Origin of the sequence: Microvirga sp. 17 mud 1-3, assembly GCF_003151255.1 — a bacterium.
GTDB lineage: Bacteria > Pseudomonadota > Alphaproteobacteria > Rhizobiales > Beijerinckiaceae > Microvirga.
Genome location: NZ_CP029481.1, coordinates 3,516,616 through 3,539,355 on the forward strand (window position 1 = coordinate 3,516,616; position 22,740 = coordinate 3,539,355).

The window sequence follows — 22,740 nt, forward strand, 5'->3', positions numbered from 1 at the left end:
CGCTTTCATATGACCTCAAACCTGCGATACGATAATCTTCCGATCAGAATATCAGTTCACACCCTGAGAGTGAGATGAGCCCATGCTCGACCGTGTCACCAGCATGCAGGTCTTCGCCCGGGTGGCGGCACTCGGCAGCTTCTCGGCGGCCGCGCGGGCCCTGGGCCTGTCCCAGACCATGGTCACGAAACATGTGGCTGCCCTGGAGGAGCGCCTCGGGATCAAGCTGCTGCACCGCTCGACCCGCCGGCTCGTCCTGACCGAGGGCGGGCGCCATTATCTTGCGGCCGTGGAACGGATCCTGGCCGAGATCGAGGAGGCCGAGGCCTCGGCGGGCCTCGACCGGATCGAGCCGCGAGGAACCTTGCGCCTCAACGTGCCCGTCACGTTCGGCTTTCGCGAGATCGCGCCTGCCCTTGCGGATTTCAGCCGCCTCTATCCGGACCTGCGCGTCGATCTGGGCCTCGCCGACCGCTATGTGGAGCTGATCGAAGAAGGCTGGGACCTGGCGATCCGGATCGGACGGCTGAAGGATTCGAGCCTCGTCGCCCGCAAGCTCGCGCCCTGCCGCCTGATGGTCTGCGGCGCCCCGTCCTATCTCGAGAGGCACGGCCTGCCGCAGAGCGTGGAGGACCTCGCCCGGCACAACTGCCTCGGCTACACCCTGTCGAGCACGATCAGCGCCGACCGCTGGGTGTTCGGCGCCGACGGGGATTTGGTGGTGCCGGTCAAGGGCAACCTTCGGGCCAATAACGGCGATGCCCTTCTGGCCGCGGCCCTGGCCGGCCAGGGCCTGATCTACCAACCCACCTTCCTGGTGGGCGACGGCCTGCGCAGCGGCGCATTGGTGCGGGTGCTGCCCGACCTGCCCACCTATGAACTCTCGGTCCATGCGGTCCTGCCCTCGGGCCGCCAGGCTCCGGCCAAGGTGCGTGCCGTGGTGGCCTTCCTGGCCGACCGCTTCGCGCCCGAACCACCCTGGGACCGCGACCTCTGACGCATCGCGGCGTCACGGGGCGGTGACAATCCCGCCCGCGAGGGAGTAAACCTGCGTCTGGCTCTCGCAAGGAACCCTGTCATGGTCGCCAGCTGGGCGGTAATTCTATCGGCCCTGGTCTATATCTGTCTTCTCTTCGCCGTCGCCTATTGGGGCGACAATGGCGGGCGACGCATCTTCAAGGGCCATGCGCGTTCCACGATCGCGGCGCTGTCGCTCGGCGTCTATTGCACCTCCTGGACCTTCTTCGGCTCGGTGGGCCTGGCGAGCCATTCGGGCTTCGACTTCCTCACCATCTATATCGGCCCCATCCTGGTCATCGGCTTCGGCCACCTGCTGGTGTCCCGGGTCGTGCGGATCGCCAAGACCCAGAACATCTCGTCGATCGCCGACTTCGTCGCCGCGCGCTACGGCAAGAGCGAGCGTGTCGCGGCCATCGTCAGCCTCATCGCCCTCGTGGGGTCCATCCCGTACATCGCGCTCCAGCTGAAGGCGGTCGCCTCTTCCCTCGACGTGTTCCTGAAGGCCGCGAATGGCTTTACGCCGCAGAGCGTGCCGTTCTTCGGGGATCTCGCCCTTGCGGTCGCGCTCGTGCTGGCGGGCTTCGCGGTCGCGTTCGGCACGCGCCATACGGACGCGACCGAGCACCAAGACGGCCTCATGCTGGCCATCTCGCTCGAATCCGTCGTGAAGCTCGCGGCCTTCCTGGTGGTAGGAGGCTACGTCACCTTCATCATGTTCGAGGGGTATGACGGCATCGTGGAGCAGCTGCACGCGCAGGACATCAGCGCGAGCCTTCTCGGGCGCACCTCCGGCTTCGGCAGCTTCGTCACCTTGATCCTGCTCTCGAGCTGCGCGGCGCTGCTCCTGCCCCGGCAGTTCCACATGACCGTGGTGGAGAACCGGGCCATCGAGGACGTGAAGCGCGCCGCCTGGCTCTTCCCGCTCTATCTCGTCGCCATCAACATCTTCGTTATTCCCATCGCGCTGGGCGGCCTCGCGGTCTTTCCGGAAGGGACTGTGGACCGGGACATGACGGTCCTCGCGCTGCCGCTCATGGAAGGCGCGGGCAAGATCGCCATCATCGCATTCCTGGGTGGGTTCTCGGCCGCGACCGCCATGGTCATCGTCGATTCCGTTGCGGTGGCCGTGATGATCTCGAACCACCTGGCGATGCCGATCGTCCTGCGCCGACGCGCCTTCGCGGGCATCGACCCGGGCCGGTTCGTACTCGCTATGCGACGCATCTCCATCGTCCTGGTGATCCTCCTGGCCTATGCCTATTACCGGGCCTCGGGCGAGGCCGCCCTGGCGGCTATCGGTCTCCTCTCCTTCGCGGCCATCGCGCAGATCGCCCCGGCCTTCATCGGTGGCCTGATCTGGTCGCGCGGCACGGCGCTGGGCGCCAGCGTCGGCCTCACGGTCGGCTTCGTCACCTGGGCCTATACGCTGCTGCTGCCGAGCCTCGTGTGGGACGGGGTCTTCTGGTCGGACGTGGTGGTGACCGGCCCCTTCGGCCTCGTGGCCCTGAAGCCCACCGCCCTCTTCGGAGTCGACCTGCCCCAGCTGACCCACGGGGTCGTCTGGAGCCTGACCCTCAACATCATCACTTACGTCGTCTTCTCCCTCTGGCGTCCGGCCACCGCCCTGGAGCGGATCCAGGCCCATGTCTTCGTGGGCGAGAACGACACCTCCGCGACGCCGAGCTTCCGCCTGTTCCGGCCCAGCATCTCGGTGGAGGAGCTGCGCTCGACCGTGGCGCGGTATCTGGGCGACGAGCGCACGAGCCGCTCCTTCGAGGGCTTCGCCCACAGCCGCGGCCAGGTGCTCGAACTGCGCGCAGAGGCGGACATCCATCTCCTGCGCTATGCGGAGCATCTCCTGGCCTCGGCCATCGGCACCGCCTCGTCCCGACTCGCCCTGTCCTTGGTGCTGCGTCGGCGGACGGTCTCGACCAAGGCGGCCCTGAAGCTTCTCGACGACGCCTCGGCGGCGATCCAGCACAGCCGCGACCTCCTTCAGCACGCCATCAACTATGCCCGGCAGGGCATCACGGTCCTCGACCGGGACCTGCGACTCCTGGCCTGGAACCAAGCCTTCGTCGACCTCTACGACCTGCCGCCCAACCTGGTGCGCATCGGCGTCGGCATGGACAGCATCATCCGGTTCAACGCGGAGCGCGGTTCCTACGGACTCGGCGCGCTGGAAGACCTCGTCGAAGCCCGCATCCATTCCTTCCTGCACGACCTGGAGCCGGTCCGCCTCAAGCTCTATCCTTCCGGAAAGGTCATCGAGATCCGCTCCAACCCGCTGCCCGACGGGGGCCTCGTCACCACCTATACGGACGTGACCGACACGGTGGCGGCCGAGGAGGAGAGCCGCCGCGCCAACGAGACCTTGGAGCAGCGCGTCCGCGAGCGCACGGAGGAGCTCACCCGCCTCAACGAGGCGCTGACCCAGGCCAAGGCCGAGGCCGACGAGGCCAACGTGTCGAAGACCCGCTTCCTGGCGGCCGCCTCCCACGACATTCTCCAGCCCCTCAACGCGGCCCGCCTCTATGCCACCTCCCTGGTCGAGCGCGACCGGGAGGCGGGCGACGCGACGCTGGCCGAGAACATCGACGCCTCCCTCGATGCCGTCGAGGAAATCCTGACGGCGCTCCTGGACATCTCGCGCCTCGACACGGGCGCCATGAAGCCGCAATGGTCGAGCTTCCGTATCGACGAACTGTTCCGCCAGCTCCAGCGCGAGTTCGACCCCATCGCGCGCGCCAAGGGGCTGACGCTCACCTTCGTGCCCTCGTCGCTCACTGTCCGCTCGGACCGACGCCTCCTGCGCCGGCTTCTGCAGAACCTGATCTCGAACGCCATCAAGTACACGCCCGGCGGGCGCGTTCTGGTGGGGGCGCGGCGCCAGGGCCATCACCTGACCCTCGAGGTATGGGATACGGGCCTCGGCATCCCGCCCTCGAAGCAGCGGATCGTGTTCCGGGAGTTCCAGCGCCTCGACCAGGGCGCCAAGGTCGCGCGCGGCCTCGGCCTCGGCCTGTCCATCGTCGAGCGCCTCGGGCGTGTGCTGGCTCACCCGGTCACGCTGAAATCGGAGGCCGGGCGCGGCTCGGTGTTCCGGGTTCAGGTGCCGGTGGTGGCGGCCCTTCCGGCGTCCCATGCGGCGCCGGAGGCTCCCGCGGCCGCCCTGGCGGCCCTGTCGGGCATGCGCGCGCTCGTGATCGACAACGAGCCCGCGATCCTGGAAGGGATGCGCCTCCTGCTGACGAACTGGGGATGCGAGGTCTGGACCGCCTCCGATCTGGAGGGCGCCCAAGCGGTCATCCGGGCCCAGAAAAGCAAGCCGGACGTGATCATCGCGGATTACCACCTGGACGAGGGCGACGGACTCGACCTGATCAAGGCCCTGCGCTGGAAGACCCAGGTCGACACGCCGGCCATCCTCGTGACGGCCGACCGCACCCCGGCGGTGCGGGACGCGGCGGCCGCCATGCATGTGCACGTGCTCAACAAGCCCGTGAAGCCGGCGGCGCTCAGGGCCCTGCTCACCCAGTGGCGCGCCACCCGCGTGGCTGCCGAATAGGCGGCCGCGCCAGCTCTGCGCAGGCCGCCCGCGAGGGCATGCAGCTCTGCCTTACGCCGCCGTTTCGGGCGTGTAGGCAGGTCGCCCGCTGGTCAGCGCATCGTCGAGCAGGTCGAGCCTGTCCTGGCCCCAGAACACCTCGCCGTCGAGCACATAGGCGGGCGACCCGAAGACGTCCCCGGCTACGGCGTTCTCGAGGTTGAGGGCATAGATCGCCTCGGTGGTGCTGCCCGTCGCCACGTCCATCAGGGAGGCGGAATCCAGCCCCGCCGCCTCGGCGAGTTCTGCGAGGACGAGCGGGTTCCCCAGGTCGCGCTCCTCCTCCCACAGGGCCTTGAAGGCCCGGCGCAGGAAAGGATCGGCATCCTTGCCTGCCACCGTCACGGCGATGACGAAGCGATCCGCCAGATTGACCTCGAAGGGCCAGAATTTCGGCTTGATGTTGAAGGTGAGCCCGCGCTTCTCCCGCCAGCGCTGGAGTTCCACGAGGCGGTAGCGCTGCCGCGCCGGGTGGCGTTGGGCCAGGGGCAGGCCGCCCGTCTCGGCGAAGACCCGGCCGAGGAAGACCGGCTTGTAATTGACCTCGACCCCGTGCCGCCGGGCGATCTCCATGAAGGGCGTATGGCCGATATAGGCCCAGGGGCTCATCAGCGAAAAATAGTAATCGATGGTGCGGGGCATGGAATCGTCTTCACCGTTGCGGCAGGGACAGGAAAGCTACCGCGCCGCCGGGCAGGATCAAGTCGCCTTCTTGAGCGCCTCCTCGGCGGCCAGGAAGGCCGCTACTTCCTCGGAGGCCTCCGGCGGGCGGGCCTGCAGGCCGATGGCGTCGAACAAACGCTCCACCGCCACGAAGCTCTTGGCCTTCCGGTCGTAGAGGCCGGCGCGCACCAGCGCGATGGCGTTGATGACGGGGCTGCCGTCCCGCGCTTGGGAGACGAGCCGGTGCTCGATCACCACCCAGGTTTCGGCCCAGGTGACGATCCGGGATTCCATGACGAAGGGCTGGAACAGCCTGAGTTCCCGGCGGAAACGGATCTTGCCGGCGCTGACCACCGGCACCCACCCGTTGCGGGTCACGGCCCGCCAGAGGCCGGAACGGATCATGATGTCGGTGCGGCCGAGATCCATGAGCGTCCAGTAGCGCCCGTTATTCATGTGGAGCGAGGTGTCGAGATCGTGCGGCCAGACCCGAAAGGACAGGCGCGAGACGTCACGCACCGGGTCGAGCCGCGGGCGGAAGAACGACGCGATGATGAGGTGGAGGACGCGCAGCCAGAGATTCATGGGAAAGCCCGGATCAGGTTATCCCCATACCTCTGACGCGCTGGAACAGGACGAGGTCGAGGGAGGGCGCATCCTGGCCGAGGCCCGTGAGGAGCGCATGGACCTGTCCGCGGTGATGGGTCTGATGGTTGAAGAAGTGCAGCAGGGCGGGCGCCAAGGGCTGCTCCACCTCGGTCGGATTGGTGATGGGCCGGTAGCGGAAGCGGGACGCGAGATCGGTGTCCGACAAGCCTTCCACGTAGCTCATGATCCGCTCGTCCTCCCGCCAGCGGGCGTCCCGGAGCGAGCCGAACTCCTCGAACAGAATCGCATCGAGACGCGTGGGCGCCTCCCCCTTCCCGGTAAAGCGCCGCATCCAGATGCGGTCGGCCACGAGGATGTGGTTGAGGGTGCCGTGGATGGACCGGAAGAACGCGCCGCGGTCAGCCCGGTAATCCGCATCGGGCAGCGCGGCCGCGGCATCGTAAAGGCGCTGGTTGCACCAGGCATTATAGGCCGCCAGCATGACGAAGTGCTGTTTCATGGGGCCTTCTCCGTAACGGGAGACAAAACGAGGCGGACGTGCCGATCCTTTAGCACGTCCGCCGACCACTCGGCCTCTCCAAACGGAGGGGCAATCAGGCGGCCTTTCGGGCCTCCGCGCGTCCGTAGAAGGTCTCGCCGGAGGCGGCCATGTCCAGGAGCAGCTTCGGCGGCGAGAAGCGGTCGCCGTGCTTGGCCTGCAGGTTCCGGCACAGCTCCACGAAGGCTTTGGCGCCCATGAAGTCGATGTAGGACAGGACGCCGCCCGTATAGGGCGCGAAGCCGAAGCCGAGGATGGAGCCCACATCCGCCTCGCGCGGATCGGTGATCACCCCCTCCTCCACCGTGCGTGCTGCTTCCAGCGCCTGGGTCACGAGAAGGCGCTTCTTCAGCTCCTGCATGTCCAGGGTCTCGGCCTCGAGATGCTTCGGCTGGAGATCCTTCAGGCCGGGCCAGAGACGCTTCTGGCCGTTCTCGGGATAGTCGTAGAAGCCCTTGCGGTTCTTGCGGCCGAGGCGTCCTTCCTTCTCGACGAGGGTCGTGAGCAGCTGCTCCTGCGCCGGCACGATGGCAGCCTCTCCGAGCTGCTCCTTGGTGGCCCGCAGGATCTTGAGGCCGAGATCGACTCCGACCTCGTCGTTGAGCGACAGGGGCCCGACCGGCATGCCGGCCTGTTTGCCGGCATTCTCGATCATGGCCGGCGGCACGCCCTCCAGGAACATCAGGTGGCCTTCGAGGATGTAGCCGAGCACGCAGCGATTGGCGAAGAAGCCGCGGGCATCGTTGACGACGATCGGCGTCTTCTTGATGGCGCGCACGAAGTCGAGCGCCGTCGCGAGGGCCTTGTCACCCGTCTGCTTGCCGAGGATGACCTCCACCAGCATCATCTTCTCGACCGGCGAGAAGAAGTGGATGCCGATGAACTCGTCCGGCCGCTGCGAGGCCTTGGCGAGGCCGCTGATCGGCAGGGTTGAGGTGTTGGACGCGAAGATGCAATCGGGCCGGATCACCGCCTCGACCTTCTGGATCACCTCGGCCTTCACCTTGGGATCCTCGAACACGGCCTCGATCACGAGGTCGCACCCCTTCAGGTCGCCGTAATCGGCCGAGGCCGTGATGCGCGCGAGCAGCGCGTCGCGGTCCGCCGTCTTGGCGCGACCCTTCATGATCCGGTCGGTCATCAGCTTGTGGGAATGGGCCTTGCCCTTCTCGGCGGATTCCATGTCCCGGTCGACGAGCACGACCTCCATGCCGGCACCGGCCGTCACATAGGCGATGCTCGCGCCCATGAAGCCCGCGCCAACGACGCCGACCTTCTTGAGGCTCGACGGCGGCACGTTCTTCGGCCGGCGCGCACCCTTGTTCAATTCCTGCATGGACAGGAAGAAGGTGCGGATCATCGCGGCCGCTTCCTTCGAGCGCAGGATCTTGGCGAAGTAGCGCGACTCCACTTTCAGCGCCTGGTCCATGGGCAGCTGGAGGCCCTGATAGACCGCCTCCAGGATGGCGCGGGCTGCCGGGTAATTGTCCTGCGTCTCACGGCGGTAGATGGCGTTGGCCGGGGGCCAGATCTGCATGCCGGCCGCGGAATAGACCTTGTTGGAGGGCAGCCGGTAACCCTTCTGGTCCCAGGGCGCCTCGGCCGAGCCGCCATTGCGGATCCAGTCCTTCGCGGTCTGCACGAGCTGGTCACGCGGCACAACCTGATGCACAAGGCCCATATTGCGGGCCATGAGCGAGCGGATCTGGTCGCCCTTGAGCAGCATCTGCAGGGCGTCACCCGTCTGCATCAGACGCGCGACGCGCTGAGTGCCGCCGGCGCCCGGGAAGAGGCCGACCTTGATCTCGGGCAGGCCGACCCGGGTTGCGTCCGCGTCCGACACGATCCGCTGATGGCAGGCGAGTGCCAGCTCGAAGGCGCCGCCAAGGCAGACCCCGTGGATTGCCGCGACGAAGGGTTTACCGCTGGTCTCGAGACGCCGATAGAGCTGGGAGAGACGGCGGGATTCCTCGAAGAAGGCGGCCATCGCCTCCTCGGGTCCCTTTTCCTTGGCGAGCTTTTCGAACTGCGTCTTCGATTCCTGCAGCATCGAGAGATCGGCGCCGCCCGAGAAGCTCTCCTTGCCGGACGTGATGACGCAGCCCTTGATGGCCTCGTCGCCCGCGACTTTCTCGATGATCTGCGCCAGCTCGCCCATCACCTCGTTGGTGATGACGTTCATGGAGCGGCCGGGCATGTCCCAGGTGGCGAGCGCAATGCCGTCGCCGTCGACCTCGAACCGGAAATTGGTGAAATTCGTCATGTCGTCCTCCCTACCTCACACCGTCATCCCGGGGCCGCATCGCGGAGCCCGGGATCCATAACCGCTGTCGCTGCTGGCTGGAGCGCGGACAGTGGTTATGGGTTCCGGGCTCGCGCCGAAGGCGCGCCCCGGAATGACAGTCCAAATCAAACCCGCTCGATGATTGTGGCCGTGCCCATGCCGGCCGCGACGCATAGGGTCACGAGGGCTGTCTGCTTGCCCGTGCGCTCCAATTCGTCGAGCACGGTGCCGAGGACCATGCCGCCCGTGGCGCCGAGCGGATGGCCCATGGCGATGGCGCCGCCGTTCACGTTGACCTTGGCCGGGTCGAGGCTCAAGGCCTGCATGTAGCGGAGCACCACGGCCGAGAAGGCCTCGTTGATCTCGAAGAGGTCGATGTCGTCCGTCGTCATGCCGGCTTTCTTCAGCGCGATCTCCGACACCTCGATGGGGCCGGTGAGCATGAGCGCGAGATCGGAGCCGATGGACGCGAAGGAACGGATCCTGGCGCGCGGCTTCAGGCCGGCCTTGCGGCCGCCCTCCTGCGAGCCCACGAGAACTGCCGAAGCGCCGTCCACGATGCCCGAGGAATTGCCCGCATGGTGGACATGGTCGATGAACTCCACGTCCGGATGCGCGGCGATCGCCACCGCGTCGAAGCCGCCCATCTCGCCGATCTGCACGAAGGCCGCCTTGAGCTGGCCCAGGGACTGCATGTCGGTCTGCGGCCGCATATGCTCGTCCTTGGCCAGGATCGTGAGACCGTTGACGTCCTTGACCGGAATGATCGACTTCTTGAAGCGGCCCTCGTCCCAGGCGCGGGCGGCACGCTTCTGCGACTCGACCGCATAGGCGTCCACGTCGTCCCGCGAGAAGCCGTATTTGGTGGCGATCAGGTCCGCCGAGATGCCCTGGGGCAGGAAGTAGTTGGGAACCGCGATGCCGGGATCGGCCGGCCAGGCGCCGCCGGACGCGCCCATGCCGACGCGGCTCATAGATTCGACTCCGCCGCCGATGGCGAGGTCCTTCATGCCGGTCATCACCTGCGCGGCCGCGAGATTCACGGCGTCGAGGCCGGAGGCGCAGAAGCGGTTGATCTGGATGCCCGGCACCTCCTTGCCGAAGCCCGCCTTGAGCGCCGCCGCGCGGGCGATGTCGCCGCCGGCCTCGCCTACCGGGTCGACGCAGCCGAGCACCACGTCCTCGACCAGGGTCGGGTCGAGGTCGTTGCGGCTGCGGATCGCCTCGAGGGTCGTCACGGCAAGATCGACCGTCGGCACCTCGTGCAGCGATCCGTCCGGCTTGCCGCGCCCGCGTGGGGTGCGGACCGCGTCGTAGATATAGGCTTCAGCCATGGAGGCCTCCCAGAACTGTCATCTCTCTTCCCGGGCAAGCGAAGCGCGACCCGGGATCGTTTTCAAGTACGTGGACTCGTGGGACGGTCCCGGCGCGGCGCGAGCGCTCGTGCCGGGATGTCGCCGGTTACTCAGAATGCTTCCATGGGCATCGCCATGGTCGTGTCGGAACCTGCCGAGATGCGCGCAAGGCGCGTTCCGGTCTCGGGCATCAGGCGCTCCATGAAGAAGCGGCCCGTGAGCAGCTTTGCGTCCATCTTCTCGGCGACGCCGTTGCCCTGCGCCTTCTTGGCCTGCGCGGCCTTCGCCATCTTGGCCCACATGTAGCCCATGGCCACGAGGCCGAAGAGATGCATGTAGTCGGTGGCGCCAGCGCCCGCATTGTCGGGCTTCGCCATGGCGTTCTGCATGAACCACATGGTGGCCTGCTGGAGATGGCCGAGGCCCTGCTGCAGGGGCGCCACGAAGGCCTTCATGCTCTCGTCGGCGGCGTTCTCCTGGCAGAAGGCGCCGACCTCGTTGAAGAAGGCCATGATGGCGCGGCCCCCATCCTTGCCGAGCTTGCGGCCGACGAGGTCCATGGCCTGGATGCCGTTGGCGCCCTCGTAGATCATGGTGATGCGGGCATCGCGCACGAACTGCGACATGCCCGATTCCTCGATATAGCCATGGCCGCCGAACATCTGCTGCGCCCTCACGGCGTTATCGAAGCCGACATCGGTCAGCACGCCCTTCACGACCGGGGTCAGCAGGCCCATGTGGTCGTCGGCCGACTGGCGCTCCGCCTCGTCGGACGAGCGGTGCGCGACATCGCCCTTGAGGGCCGTCCAGAGCACGAGCGCGCGGGCAGCCTCGTTGAACGCCTTCATGGTGAGAAGCGTGCGGCGCACGTCCGGATGGACGATGATCGGATCGGCCGGCTTGTCGGGGAATTTCGGCCCGGTCAGCGAACGGCCCTGGAGACGCTCCTTGGCGTAGGCGACGGCGTTCTGGTAGGCGACCTCGGACTGCGCCAGTCCCTGCACGCCGACCGCGAGGCGGGCCTCGTTCATCATCACGAACATGGCGTTGAGGCCGCGGTTTTCCTCACCGATCAGCCAGCCCCTCGCGCCGTCGTAGTTCATCACGCAGGTGGCGTTGCCGTGGATGCCCATCTTGTGCTCGATGGAGCCGCAGGACACGCCGTTGCGCTCACCGAGCGAGCCATCCTCGTTCACGAGGACCTTCGGCACGACAAAGAGCGAGATGCCCTTGGTGCCTGCCGGCGCGCCCTCGATGCGGGCCAGCACCAGATGGACGATGTTTTCGGCCATGTCGTGCTCGCCGGCCGAGATGAAGATCTTGGTGCCGGTGATCGCATAGGAGCCGTCGCCGTTGGGCACGGCCTTCGTCTTAAGAAGCCCGAGATCGGTGCCGCAATGGGGCTCCGTGAGGTTCATGGTGCCGGTCCAGGCGCCCTCCACCATCTTGGGCAGGTAGGTCCTCTTGATAGCGTCCGAGCCGTGCACCAGGAGGGCCGCGATGGCGCCCTGGGTCAGGCCCGGATACATGCCGAGCGCCAGGTTGGCGGCCGACATGAATTCCTGCATCACCGAATTGAGGGTGGTCGGCAGGCCCTGCCCGCCATATTCCTCGGGGGCCGAAAGTCCCATCCAGCCGCCTGCCGTGAAAGCCTCGTAGGCTTCCTTGAAGCCCTTGGGCGTCGTCACCGACCCATCCGGATGGCGGGTGCAGCCTTCCTGGTCCCCGCTCAGGTTGAGGGGCGCGAAGACCTCCTCGCAGAGCTTGGCTCCCTCGGCCAGGATCGCCTCCACCGTGTCGGGTGTCGCATCCGCGAAGCCCGGCAGGTTGTTGTAGCGCTCGATGGAGAAGACGTCGTTCAGCAGGAACGTCACGTCTTCGACGGGGGCCTTGTAGACCGGCATGGAAGTCCTCCCAGATCGCATGCCGGCAGCCTCGGTCGCTTCGACCTGACGCCACCGGCCGACAAGATAGTTTACATATAAACTGTCCAGCCGCGCTGGGGAAGAGGTAGGGCGCCGATTGTCCGGCGGTATGGGGTACGGACTGGGATAACGTGAATGTCAGGGGTGGGAAGCGCAGAGCCGCGACGGCACCTTTGATGATGCTTCCCCTGAAATTGCCGGACCTGTCGTAGTGGTGGGGCCGTGCACCCGCTGGATGCGGAACTCCGGACGGCCGGCTGTCAGGGCGAAGGCAGGACTGAGCCCGTTCTCCGGAACCGCAAAATGCCGACAGTAGCCACAGGTTCGCGAGCACAGCCGCAGGGGTGGATCGTGCCGGAAACATACGAGCCCGGACCAGAGACAGAGCCGGATTTACCACGGCTCTCCCGGGTGAAAGGATGGCACCAGGATGGCCCTTGGCAGGGTCGACAGGCCGCGCGAACCAAATTCGTCCACGAGCCTGATCCGCCCCCCCTTCCAGGAGGGCACCGACAGTTTGCCTCACGTCAAAACCGCTCGCCTGACCCTAAGCGCCTCCTATCACCGGGGCGACGAACGCCCTGCGCAACGGCGCTGACGTCGATACCCTGAAACCGCCTGCCCCATCGCAGAACACTTGTGACTTGAGTTCTTCCGAGTGCTTTCTGCCAGACGACTGTCAAATCGGCCGATGGCCCGCCCCGCCAGCCGGTTCTCCCGGAAAGGCAGATGCCGATCCTAAGGCGACTGTATTGCCGCGCACCCAAAGCCGTACAGACGGCCGAACGCTGCGGCACTGGCCGCAGCGGAACCGGAATGACAGTACGAATGGCCCGAAGACATGTTCCATCGGCCGGGACGCGCTGTGTCGCGTCGCCGACTCGTCCGGGAAGAGGCGCGCCCGTCTCAGGCGGCGTTGGTCAGGCGCGCGCGGCAGGCCCGGAGCTCGACCAGGGCCTCCTCGATCTCGGCCCGCTGCTGCTCCAGGTGGCTGATCTGATCCTCGACCTGGGAGAGGGACAGGTTGAGATTGGCCGCGACGCCGCCGCTCCCCCGGTCTTCCGCGAGCATGGCGCGGATCTCCGTCAGGGTGAAGCCGAGATGCTTGCCCTTGAGAATGACCGACAGCCGATCCCGGTCGCGCGCATCGTAAATGCGGGCCGTGCCCTCGCGGCGCGGCGAAAGGAGGCCGCGATCCTCATAGAAGCGCAAAGTCCTGAGAGTGACGCCGAATTCGCGCGCCAGATCGCCGATGGTGTAAGATTTGGATTCCGCCGTATCCGCCCGCGTCTCCGCGAGGACAGCGAAGTTCATTGCGACGCCGTTGCTCATGTTCTGCCCCGTCTTTTGTTCTGCCTATCGGTCCGGCCTTACTCAGGGTCCGCCCGAAGCACTTATAATGCAATGATAGAACATTCTATGCACCTTCCGCAAGTGTCTCTCCGGAAGACGCGGAAGCAGCCAGGGCGATGGGTGCGCCAAAGTCGGAAGAGGCCCTAAATCCCTCATCTTAACGGCATTTTTACTACGTTTGCCAAAAGCTGCGCCATCGCCTGGGAGGATGGCGGGCGCGAATCACCGCCCCCCGCAGGCCACCGGAACGGGGGTGACGTGGGGTCACGGCCGTTGCCGGGAGTGTTTTCGCGTCCCCACGAGTGCGGCCATGAGACGACCCGATCCGGCATATCTTGACGCCCTCGATCCCGAGACCCGCTCTGCCGCCGAGAAAGCCGCGCGCCGGTCGGGCCTGAGCCTCGAGGACTGGATTACGGCTGCCATGGACCGGTACGGGCCCGTCACGACCCCGCCGCCCGAAGAGGCGGTCGACGAGACGGATGGCCTGGGACAGGCCTTCGAGACGGCTTTTCCGACCCCGGAGCCGGCCCGTGAGGAGCCCACTCTCACCGATCAGGCCTCCCGCAACGTGGTGGCGCTGGAGGCCATGGCGCTCTGGATCGAGCAGACGGAAGACCGCCTGAACGAGACGGCCAGGAGCGTCGCCGACCGGCAGGAGCGCTTGTCCGAGGCCCTGTCGCGGAACCTGTCCGCTCTCAAGGGGCGCCTGGAAACCGTCGAGCGCCGCAGCGAGAATCCGACAGGCGAAGCCCTGGCGCCGCTGACCGAGACCCTCGCCGGGCTGCGCACGGACGTCTCGCGGCTTGCGACGCGGATCGACGATCCGTCCCGGCCGGTCGAGGCGATCCGCCAGGAGATCAACCGCCTGCGCGCCGGAATGGACAGCCTCGCGACCCGCGGCCAGATCGCCACCCTCGACGAGACCTTCCGGCTCCTCGCACGGGATCTGGAGCGGAGTCCGTCGAGCAAGGACCTGCTCACCCTCGCGGGCTCCGTCGCGGGCCTGAACCGCAAGATCGAAGCCCTGTCTGAGACTGTTGCGGACAACCTGCACCGGCGGCTCGGCGACGAGATCGAGCAGCTCAAGGGGAAGGTCACGCAGCTTGCCGAGACGAGTGTCGACCGCTCCGTAATCGACTTCCTCAGCAGCCAGATCGTCGACCTCCGCCAGGACCTTGCGCGGCGGGCCGAGCCACAGCAGATCGACGGCCTGTCCGAATCCGTGGCCGCCCTGGGCCGGCAAGTAGAGCAGCTCCGGGCCGAGCAGATCGGGCGCAGCGATTTCGCGGCCCTCAGGACCTCCCTCGAAGAGGTCTGCGCGGCCCTGGGCCGCTCGGTCGCCCTGCAGGAAAAGAACGACGTCCCGGTTCATCTTCAGGACATGAGCCGCCGGCTCGACATCCTGGCGGACCGGCCGGTGCCCGAACCCGCCAATCTCGACCCCATCGCGGAGCAGCTTGCCGTTCTCACCGAGCGTATGGCGCATATGGCGGATGGGCGCCTCGAACAGGCGGATGCTCTCAACGGGCGCTTCGACCGGCTCGAGGAGGAACTGCGCAAAGCCGGCTCCGTCGTGCCGGCCCTGGGCGACCTCGAAAGGCGCGTGACCGCCTGTGCCGAGGAACTTGCCCGGATGCCGGAGACCTGGCGGCAGGCCTTCGACGAGGCCTCAACGCAGATGAAGGACCTCCTGGTCGCGAGGAATGCTGGCCCGGCCGGGCTCACCGATCGCGATCTCGACGCCGTCAAGGCCGGGTTCGTCGAGCTGAAGGCCCTCCAGGCCCGGGCGGAGCGGAAGACCCAGCAGACCCTGCTGGCGGTCCACGACGCCCTTGAGAGCTTGCTGTCCCGCTGCGATGCACTGCCAACCGCCGCGCTGGCCGGACAGGGGGGCAGCAGGGCGGCGTTGCCATCGGCGGACCGTCTGGAAGCGGCCGTGCGCCGCCTCCAGGCTTCGGCCCTGTCGCAGATCCAGGACATCGCGGCCACTATCCCGCAGGACTCCTCGGCCACAGACGCCCTGCCCGACCGGACACAGGAGCCGGACCTCGACGACGTGCGGGCAAGTTTCATCGCGGCGGCCCGCCGCGCCTCGCGGACCCTGCCAGCTCCGGGAGAATCCGAGACGGACGAAGTCGTGGCGGAACAGGAACCGGCCACGGAAGTGCTGACAGACCAGGATATCGCCGAAGCGGGATCGGATCTCGCCCCGTCGTTTCTGGAACGGTTGCGCCGGAAACTCGACAGCCATCGCCGTTCCCTGTTCTTCGGTCTCGCCTGCCTCGTGCTAGCGGCGGGCACGGCACAGATCCTGGCCAGCGCTCCCCGCTCGCCCGTACCGGCGACCGCCCAGACCGAGCCGACCACGGCGACGGATCCGGCGGGGCGCCCGGAGGTCTCCGCAGCGCCTACGGCCCCGGCATCCCCGACCGCGACCGACCTCTTCCAGCCTTCGAGCCTCACGGCGGCGAGCCCTGCCGTCCTCTCTCCTCCCCCAGCGGCAATCCGGTATCCGGTCGATCCGGACAAACTGGGCGACCTTCCGGCGGACATTCCCGCAGCCCTGCGGCAGGCGGCGCTCTCAGGCGACGGAACGGCCGTCTACGAGATCGCCCTGAGAGCGGCCGAGGGGCGCGGGATCCCGCAGGATTCGACGCTCGCCCTTCGGCTTTTCGAGCGGGTGGCGCAGGCGGGCCTCGTTCCGGCCCAGGAGCGGCTCGCCCTCATGTACGACAAGGCCATCGGCACGACCCGAGACGTGAAGCTCGCCGCCGCCTGGTATGAGCGGGCCGCCCAGGGCGGCAACGTCCGGGCCATGCACAATTTCGCAACCCTGCTCGCCTCAGGCATCGGCGGAAATCCCGATTATGTGGCCGCGGCACGGTGGTTCACCGAAGCAGCGGAAGCGGGCGTCCGGGACAGCCAGTTCAATATCGCCGTCCTCCATGCCCGCGGCATCGGGACCCGCAAGAGCCCGGCCCAGGCCTACCGGTGGTTCGCCTTGGCGGCCGCCCAGGGCGACGCGGAGGCGGCCCGGAAGCGCGACGAGATTGCCGGCTACCTGAAGCCGACCGAGCTTACGGCCTTGAAGGCGACGGTTGCGGAGTGGCGCCCGAGGCCGGCCGACCCGCTCGCCAACGAAGCCCCGCAACCGCCGGCCGAACGCTCAGCGACTTTTGGACTCGGATCGGGCAACCGGATCTGACGCGGCCAATCTCTGTCAGTCTTTGTTCACGGGAGAGCATCTAGTGTCGGGCAACGGATGACATGACCGGAACGTGGCGGCGCCGGCCGTAGGGGAAGTGGGGTGCAAATATATCTGCCTATCGCCGAGATGCCTGTGAGCGTTCTCCTGATCCTCGGATTGGGAGCGGCGGTCGGGTTCATATCGGGTCTCTTCGGCATCGGCGGCGGCTTTCTGATGACGCCGCTCCTCATCTTTCTCGGCATTCCGCCGGCGGTGGCGGTCGCGACCCAGTCGGCCCAGATCGTAGCCTCCTCCACCACGAGCGTGCTCAGCGCCCTGCGGCGCGGCGCCCTGGACTTCAAGCTCGGCGGCATTCTCGTGTTCGGCGGCTTCATCGGCTCGGCCCTCGGCGTCTGGTTCTTCGCTGCGGCCCGCCGGGCCGGCCAGCTCGACCTCGTGATCGTGGTCTCGTACGTGACCCTCTTCACGGTCGTCGGCAGCCTCATGCTGAAGGAGAGCATCCGGGAGTTCTGGCTCAAGCATAAGGGCGCGCCCGCACGGCCGCGCCGCAATGCCGGCAAGCATCCGCCCTATCTGGGCTGGCCCCTGCGCATGCGCTTCTACCGCTCCAAGCTCTATGCCAGCGTCATTCCCATCGCGGGCATGTCGCTCTTCGTGGGCTTCGCGGGCGCGCTGCTCGGCATCGGCGGCGGCTTCATCGTCGTGCCGGCTTTGCTCTACGTCTTCCGCGTGCCGACCGGCGTGGTGGTGGGCACCTCCCAGTTCCAGATCGTCTGCACGACCCTCGTGGCCCTCGTGCTCCACGCGGTCGCCAACCAGGCGGTCGACATCGTCCTGGCGATCCTGCTCATCGTCGGCGGCGTGTTCGGCGCCCAGTTCGGCGCCAGGGCCGGGCGGAACCTGCGCGCCGAGCTGTTCCGCTTCCTGCTCGCCATCCTGCTGCTGGCAGTCGGCCTGCGCTTCGCCCTGGAACTCGTGGTGAAGCCGGAGGAGCCCTTTTCGATCACCCAGCAGGAGGCGCATACGTGAGGATCGCTGCCCTGCTCATCCTGCTCCTCGCCGGAGCCACCCCCGCTCTGGCCGAGAGCTTGATCACCTCCCTGTCCAACCATCGGGTTCTGATCAATTCCAACTATACGGGCACGTCGATCGCCGTCTTCGGCGCCATCGAGCGCGATGCGCAGACCGTCGCCCGCGCCACGGGCTACGACGCGGCGGTCACGATCCGGGGCCCGCAGCAATTCCTCGTGGTGCGCGAGAAGGACCGGCTCGGCCCCTTCTGGCTCAACCAGGACCAGCAGAAATTCCCGACCGCGCCGGCCTATCTGGCGGTCCTGACCTCGCGCCCCATTGCGGAGATCACCAGCGAACAGCTCCGCAGGCGTCAGAAGATCGGGCTTTCGGCCATCGTCCATGCGCCGGACTTCACCAACGACCGGGGCGGCGCCGACGAGCCGTTCCGCGAGGCGCTGCTCCGGCTCAAGAGCCGGGAGGGCCTCTATCGGGAGAACGAGCGCGGCGTGACCTTCCTGACGCCCAGCATCTTCAATGCGAGCATCCCCCTGCCGGCGACGGCCCCGCCCGGGACCTACGACGTGGAGGTGGTGCTGCTCGCCGACACGGTGATCCTGGCCCGGACCCTGACCCATTTCGAGCTGGTCAAGACCGGCTTCGAGCAGCAGGTGGGCGATGTGGCCCACGACTGGAGCCTTCTGTACGGGCTCGGCGCCGCCCTGCTGGCCCTGTTCTTCGGCTGGACCGCGAACGCCGTCTTCCGACGCGACTGACGCCGCCTCAATCCCGGCACAGCATGGCGCGGGCGATGGCGAAGATCCGCTCCGTTCCGATGAGGTGCGCTGTAAATCCATTCGGAAACAACGGCTTGAAGGCCGCGTCGCAGGCGTTCAGGCCGCCCGCATAGGCCCCGAGCGCCGGCATGATGCAGCGCGACCCGTCGGTGAGAAAGCAGCGCCGGCGCGTGGCGCGCCCGCGCATTACCACCTTGCCGACCGGGTGGAGATGGCCGGCGACCTCGGCCTCGGCGCCCGCCAGCGGCTCATGGCGGAGGGTGAGCGCCCCCAGGGCCAGCTCGGCCGCGACCCGCCCGCCGATGCTCGCCGGCAGCGCATGATCGTGGTTGCCCGTGATCCAGACCCAGTCCCGGCCGCTCTGGACCTGCGCGAGAACGGCACGCTCCTCCTCGCCGAGCCGGTCGGGTCCGCCCACATCGTGGAAGCTGTCGCCCAGAGCCACCACCATTCGCGGATCGAAGCGGAACACGGCCTCCTTGAGGGCCGCCAGGGTCTCGCGGGTGTCGTAGGGCGGGAGCATCATGCCGCGCCGCGCGAAGGAGGAGCCCTTCTCGAAATGCAGGTCCGCCACCAGGAGCGCATCTTCGTCGGGCAGGTAGAGAGCCCCGGTCAGGTCCAGGACCGCCGCCATGCCGTTCAGGCCGATCTCGGTTGTTGTCTGTTTGTTCTTGAGCAAAGCCGTCACGCCAAAGCCTCGTCGAGAAGCGCTGCTTCCGCCTCGGCCAGAATCTCGTCCGCATCGTCGCTATAGACGCGCTCGCGGCCGATCTCCAGCATGACGGACACGCTTAAGGGAGAAACCCGGTCGAGCGGTTTGTGGATGATTCGCCCCCGGATGCGCGAAAGCATCATGCCGAGGCGCCTCACGTCGAGGAGTCCTGTTGCCGCATCGGCCCGGGCGGCGCGCAGGAGCACGTGGTCGGGCTCGTGCTTGCGCAGCACGTCGTAGACGAGGTCTGTCGAGATCGTCACCTGACGCTGAGTCTTCTCCTGGCCCGGAAAGCGGCGCTCGATGAGCCCGGCGATCACTGCGCAATGGCGGAAGGTGCGCTTCATCAGTGCCGCCTCGGCCAGCCAATCCTCCAGGTCGTCGCCCAGCATGTCCTCCGAGAACAGCTCGTCGAGAAAACCGGGCTCGCGCCCGACCCGCGCGGCGATGTCGCCGTTGCCCCAGACCGCGAGGCCGTAATCGTTCGCCACGAAGCCCAGGGGTTTCAGGCGCGCCCGCTCCAGGCGCCGGGTGAGGAGCATGCCCAAGGTCTGGTGCGCGAGGCGGCCCTCGAATGGGAAACAGGTCATGTAGAACCGCCCGCCCCGCGGAAAGGTCTCGACCAGGAGGTCGCGCGGGCCCGGCACGATGGAGCGGCGGCGCTGCTGCAGGAGAAATTCGGTGAGCTGCGCGGGCAGCCGGTCCCACTCGAAGGGATCGGCCAGGATCTCCCGCACCCGCGCCGCCAGGAACGTCGAGAGCGGAAACTTGCCGCCCTCGTAGGAGGGAATCTTGGGGTCCGTCCCGGCGCTCGCCCGCGTGACCAGGACCGCGTCCTCGCCAATGCCTTCGAAGCGCAGGACCTCGCCTGCGAACAGGAAGGTGTCGCCGGGCGTCAGGGTCTCGGCGAAATATTCCTCGATCTCGCCCAGGATCCTGCCGCGCGGCACCACCGTGCCCGGCCGCGTGCGGCTCGTCCGGCCGAGACGCACCTTGATCATGGTGGATTCCACGATGGTGCCCACATTCATCCGGTATTGCTGCGCCACGCGGGCATCGCGCACGCGCCAGAACCCGTCCTTGCCCTTCACGATCTTGGCGAAGCGTTCATAGGCCCGAAGGGCGTAGCCGCCCGTCGCCACGAAGGCGACGCAGGCCTCGAAATCCTCCCACGACAGACCGGCATAGGGCGCGGCCGAGCGGATTTCCTCGTAGAGCTCCTCCGGGCGGAAGGGGTCCGCGCAGGCCATGCCGAGGATGTGCTGGCAGAGCACGTCGAGGGCGCCGGTCCGCGCATCCGGCGTGTCCTGCGCGGCCTCGTGCACGGCGTCGAGGGCGGCCCGGCATTCCAGGATCTCGAAGCGGTTCGCCGGCACCAGATAGGCCTGGGACGGCTCGTCCATGCGGTGGTTCGAGCGTCCGATGCGCTGCATGATGCGGGACGCGCCCTTGGGCGCGCCCACATTCACCACGAGGTCCACGTCGCCCCAGTCGATGCCGAGATCGAGGGTCGCGGTGCAGACCACGGCGCGCAGCTTTCCGGCGATCATCGCTTCCTCGACACGCCGGCGTTGCGACACGTCGAGAGAACCGTGATGGAGCGCGATCGCGAGCCCGTCGTCGTTGAGGTTCCAGAGCTCCTGGAAGGTGTATTCCGCCTGCATGCGGGTGTTGACGAAGACGAGCGTCGTCTTGTGCCGTCGGATCAGGTCGTAGATCGCCGGCATCGACAAGGCCGCGGTGTGGCCGGCAAGCGGCAGGCGCTCGTCGAGATCGAGCATGCGGATGTCCGGCCGGGCGCCGCCCTCCACCACGACGAGGTCCGCGAGGTCACCTCCCTTCACCTTCCCCTTGAGGGGGGAGGTTGCGCCACGCAAGTCGGATGTTTCCGACTTGCGCATGGAAAGCCGAACTCGGGAACACCCGAGTTCGGGGGCGCGGGAGGGGGTGGGATCCTCAACCTCTCCGACGTTGGCGTTACCACCCCACCCCGACCTGTCGGTCGACCCTCCCCCTCCAGGGGAGGGTGATCCCTGCGGCATCAGGTATTTCCGCAGCTCGTCCGGCTCGCGCACGGTGGCGGACAGTCCCACGGCCGTCACCTCGGGCGCGAGGGCGAACAGGCGCGCAAGATCCAGCGAGAGCAGGTCTCCGCGCTTCGACGTGACCAGGGAATGCAGCTCGTCGAGGACGACCCGCCGCAGGTCCTTGAACAGCTCCCGCGCCTCGCGATGGGCGAGGAGGAGCGCGAGCTGCTCGGGTGTGGTGAGCAGAATGTCGGGCGGCCGCTCGATCTGCCGGGCGCGCTTGTGGGCGGGCGTATCGCCCGTGCGGGTCTCGATGCGGATCGGCAGACCCATTTCCTGCACGGGGATCTCGAGATTGCGGGCGACGTCCGTCGCCAGGGCCTTCAGGGGCGAGACATAGAGGGTATGAAGCCCGCGCTTCTCCTTCTTGCCGGCGCCGCGCTCCGAAAGCTCCACGAGGCTCGGCAGGAAGCCCGCCAGGGTCTTGCCCGCTCCCGTAGGCGCCACGAGCAGGACGGAGCGCCCCGCCTCCGCCTTGGCGACCAGTTCGAGCTGATGCGCCCGGGGCGTCCAGCCACGGGACCTGAACCAGTCACGGAAGATCTTGGGGAGAATCGTCGCCGAGGGTTTCGCCATCGAGGTCCAAGATAGGTGCCGTTGATAATTCCGCCATGGCCTGTTCGATCATGTCCGGTGTGGATCGTGGGCCGGACGGCTTGCCCCGGCCCGTGAGCCGGGCCACCTTGGCGGCCCGATCCTCAAGCAAGCAACAAGTTTCGCCATGCCGCAGAATGCCCAGTTCCAGAACGCCGTCGCCATCGTTACCGGAGGCACCCAGGGCCTCGGGGAAACCATCGCCCGTACCCTCGCCGAGCGCGGGGCTGCGGGTCTCGTGATCTGCGGCCGCAATGCCGAGAAGGGAGCGGCCGTCGCAAAGGACCTGTCGGCGAAAGGCTGCCGCACGGAATTCGTCCAGGCCGACCTCGCCGATGTGGAGCAGGCCCGCGCGGTCGCGGCCCGGGCCGCCGAGGCCTTCGGCCGGGTGGACGTGCTGGTGAATGCGGCCGGCATGACGGATCGCGGCACCATCTTCGACACGAGCCCGGAACTCTTCGACCGCATGTTCGCCGTGAACGTGCGCGCGCCGTTCTTCCTCATGCAGGAGGCCGCCAAGATCATGCGGCGGGAGAAGATCGAGGGCGCCATGGTCAACATCCTGTCCATGTCGGCCCATGGGGGCCAGCCCTTCATCTCGGCCTATTGCGGCTCCAAGGGCGCGCTCGCGACCCTGACCAAGAACGCGGCCTTCAGCCTGATGCCCTGGCGCATCCGCGTGAACGGGCTGAACATCGGCTGGATGAACACCCCTGGCGAGGACCGGATCATGCGCACCTATCACGGCGCCCAGGACGGCTGGCTGGAACAGGCCGTGAAGGATCAGCCCTTCGGCCGCCTGCTCGACCCGGCGGAGGTCGCGCGCTCCGTGGCTTTCCTGGCGAGCCGGGAATCGGGCCTCATGACCGGGGCCATCATCGATTTCGACCAGTCGGTGGTCGGCTGCTACGAGGCCGCTCCGCACCCCTCCACGCCCGCAGCCTGAGACACGCGCCCGGCGCCGGAGCCCTGAC

The 22,740-nt window shown here is 67.4% G+C and carries 15 protein-coding genes; 6 read left to right on the forward strand and 9 right to left on the reverse strand.

The features are described from left to right. Positions 1-82: 82 nt before the first annotated feature. Both C4E04_RS16570 and C4E04_RS16575 read left to right on the forward strand, forming a co-directional pair. Positions 83-997 (forward strand): LysR family transcriptional regulator, encoded by a 915-nt coding sequence (locus C4E04_RS16570; RefSeq protein WP_109599142.1) that lies wholly within the window; start codon positions 83-85, stop codon positions 995-997. Between the two features lie 81 nt (positions 998-1,078). Continuing rightward, the gene (locus tag C4E04_RS16575; RefSeq protein ID WP_109599145.1) at positions 1,079-4,588 is read left to right on the forward strand and encodes a PAS domain-containing hybrid sensor histidine kinase/response regulator; all 3,510 of its coding nucleotides are present in this window, start codon (positions 1,079-1,081) and stop codon (positions 4,586-4,588) included. Positions 4,589-4,639: 51 nt separating this feature from the next. Here the strand turns inward: C4E04_RS16575 and C4E04_RS16580 are convergent, their stop codons facing one another. From C4E04_RS16580 to C4E04_RS16610, 7 genes are all read right to left on the reverse strand, one after another. Then, positions 4,640-5,269, reverse strand: a complete 630-nt coding sequence (locus C4E04_RS16580; RefSeq protein ID WP_109599147.1) for a 2-hydroxychromene-2-carboxylate isomerase — start codon at positions 5,267-5,269, stop codon at positions 4,640-4,642. A 57-nt stretch (positions 5,270-5,326) separates the two neighbouring features. Further along, entirely contained in the window at positions 5,327-5,875 is a 549-nt protein-coding gene (locus tag C4E04_RS16585; protein WP_109599149.1) for a thioesterase family protein, read from the reverse strand. A gap of 13 nt (positions 5,876-5,888) precedes the next feature. Further along, positions 5,889-6,398 (reverse strand): DinB family protein, encoded by a 510-nt coding sequence (locus tag C4E04_RS16590; RefSeq protein WP_109599151.1) that lies wholly within the window; start codon positions 6,396-6,398, stop codon positions 5,889-5,891. A 94-nt stretch (positions 6,399-6,492) separates the two neighbouring features. Further along, a complete protein-coding gene (locus C4E04_RS16595) occupies positions 6,493-8,700 on the reverse strand; it encodes a 3-hydroxyacyl-CoA dehydrogenase NAD-binding domain-containing protein (protein ID WP_109599153.1) in 2,208 nt (735 codons plus the stop codon). 146 nt (positions 8,701-8,846) lie between these two features. Further along, positions 8,847-10,055 (reverse strand): acetyl-CoA C-acetyltransferase, encoded by a 1,209-nt coding sequence (locus C4E04_RS16600; protein ID WP_109599156.1) that lies wholly within the window; start codon positions 10,053-10,055, stop codon positions 8,847-8,849. A 131-nt stretch (positions 10,056-10,186) separates the two neighbouring features. Next, a complete protein-coding gene (locus tag C4E04_RS16605) occupies positions 10,187-11,980 on the reverse strand; it encodes an acyl-CoA dehydrogenase C-terminal domain-containing protein (RefSeq protein WP_109599158.1) in 1,794 nt (597 codons plus the stop codon). Between the two features lie 927 nt (positions 11,981-12,907). Next, positions 12,908-13,315 carry a MerR family DNA-binding transcriptional regulator gene (locus tag C4E04_RS16610; protein ID WP_109601222.1) on the reverse strand — a complete coding sequence of 136 codons (408 nt, stop codon included), beginning with the start codon at positions 13,313-13,315 and terminating at the stop codon, positions 12,908-12,910. A 349-nt stretch (positions 13,316-13,664) separates the two neighbouring features. Here C4E04_RS16610 and C4E04_RS16615 point away from each other — a divergent pair, with 349 nt between their 5' ends. The 3 genes from C4E04_RS16615 to C4E04_RS16625 all read left to right on the forward strand — a co-directional run bounded on the left by C4E04_RS16615 (position 13,665) and on the right by C4E04_RS16625 (position 18,352). Then, the gene (locus C4E04_RS16615) at positions 13,665-16,562 is read left to right on the forward strand and encodes an SEL1-like repeat protein (RefSeq protein ID WP_162559435.1); all 2,898 of its coding nucleotides are present in this window, start codon (positions 13,665-13,667) and stop codon (positions 16,560-16,562) included. A 102-nt stretch (positions 16,563-16,664) separates the two neighbouring features. Next, complete coding sequence (locus C4E04_RS16620) at positions 16,665-17,594, forward strand: sulfite exporter TauE/SafE family protein (protein ID WP_109599162.1); 930 nt, start codon at positions 16,665-16,667, stop codon at positions 17,592-17,594. Continuing rightward, positions 17,591-18,352 carry a TIGR02186 family protein gene (locus tag C4E04_RS16625; protein WP_109599164.1) on the forward strand — a complete coding sequence of 254 codons (762 nt, stop codon included), beginning with the start codon at positions 17,591-17,593 and terminating at the stop codon, positions 18,350-18,352. Before C4E04_RS16620 ends, C4E04_RS16625 begins: the two co-directional genes overlap by 4 nt. Before the next feature lie 7 nt (positions 18,353-18,359). On the opposite strand, the gene pdeM is transcribed toward C4E04_RS16625, so the two are convergent. Together pdeM and C4E04_RS16635 are read right to left on the reverse strand one after the other, a co-directional pair. Next, entirely contained in the window at positions 18,360-19,007 is a 648-nt protein-coding gene (gene pdeM / locus C4E04_RS16630) for a ligase-associated DNA damage response endonuclease PdeM (RefSeq protein ID WP_109601225.1), read from the reverse strand. Positions 19,008-19,057: 50 nt separating this feature from the next. Next, positions 19,058-21,748 (reverse strand): ligase-associated DNA damage response DEXH box helicase, encoded by a 2,691-nt coding sequence (locus C4E04_RS16635; protein ID WP_109599166.1) that lies wholly within the window; start codon positions 21,746-21,748, stop codon positions 19,058-19,060. 145 nt (positions 21,749-21,893) lie between these two features. Between C4E04_RS16635 and C4E04_RS16640 the strand changes: the two genes are divergently transcribed. Further along, positions 21,894-22,712, forward strand: coding sequence for an SDR family oxidoreductase (locus tag C4E04_RS16640; RefSeq protein ID WP_109599168.1), 819 nt, complete (start codon positions 21,894-21,896; stop codon positions 22,710-22,712). Positions 22,713-22,740: the final 28 nt, after the last annotated feature.

Bases quoted from the DNA above. Each gene is read 5' to 3' on its own strand.
- C4E04_RS16570 (WP_109599142.1), top strand. From the start codon at position 83: ATGCTCGACCGTGTCACCAGCATGCAGGTCTTCGCCCGGGTGGCGGCA.
- C4E04_RS16575 (WP_109599145.1), top strand. From the start codon at position 1,079: ATGGTCGCCAGCTGGGCGGTAATTCTATCGGCCCTGGTCTATATCTGT.
- C4E04_RS16580 (WP_109599147.1), bottom strand. From the start codon at position 5,269: ATGCCCCGCACCATCGATTACTATTTTTCGCTGATGAGCCCCTGGGCC.
- C4E04_RS16585 (WP_109599149.1), bottom strand. From the start codon at position 5,875: ATGAATCTCTGGCTGCGCGTCCTCCACCTCATCATCGCGTCGTTCTTC.
- C4E04_RS16590 (WP_109599151.1), bottom strand. From the start codon at position 6,398: ATGAAACAGCACTTCGTCATGCTGGCGGCCTATAATGCCTGGTGCAAC.
- C4E04_RS16595 (WP_109599153.1), bottom strand. From the start codon at position 8,700: ATGACGAATTTCACCAATTTCCGGTTCGAGGTCGACGGCGACGGCATT.
- C4E04_RS16600 (WP_109599156.1), bottom strand. From the start codon at position 10,055: ATGGCTGAAGCCTATATCTACGACGCGGTCCGCACCCCACGCGGGCGC.
- C4E04_RS16605 (WP_109599158.1), bottom strand. From the start codon at position 11,980: ATGCCGGTCTACAAGGCCCCCGTCGAAGACGTGACGTTCCTGCTGAAC.
- C4E04_RS16610 (WP_109601222.1), bottom strand. From the start codon at position 13,315: ATGAACTTCGCTGTCCTCGCGGAGACGCGGGCGGATACGGCGGAATCC.
- C4E04_RS16615 (WP_162559435.1), top strand. From the start codon at position 13,665: ATGAGACGACCCGATCCGGCATATCTTGACGCCCTCGATCCCGAGACC.
- pdeM (WP_109601225.1), bottom strand. From the start codon at position 19,007: ATGGCGGCGGTCCTGGACCTGACCGGGGCTCTCTACCTGCCCGACGAA.
- C4E04_RS16635 (WP_109599166.1), bottom strand. From the start codon at position 21,748: ATGGCGAAACCCTCGGCGACGATTCTCCCCAAGATCTTCCGTGACTGG.
- C4E04_RS16640 (WP_109599168.1), top strand. From the start codon at position 21,894: ATGCCGCAGAATGCCCAGTTCCAGAACGCCGTCGCCATCGTTACCGGA.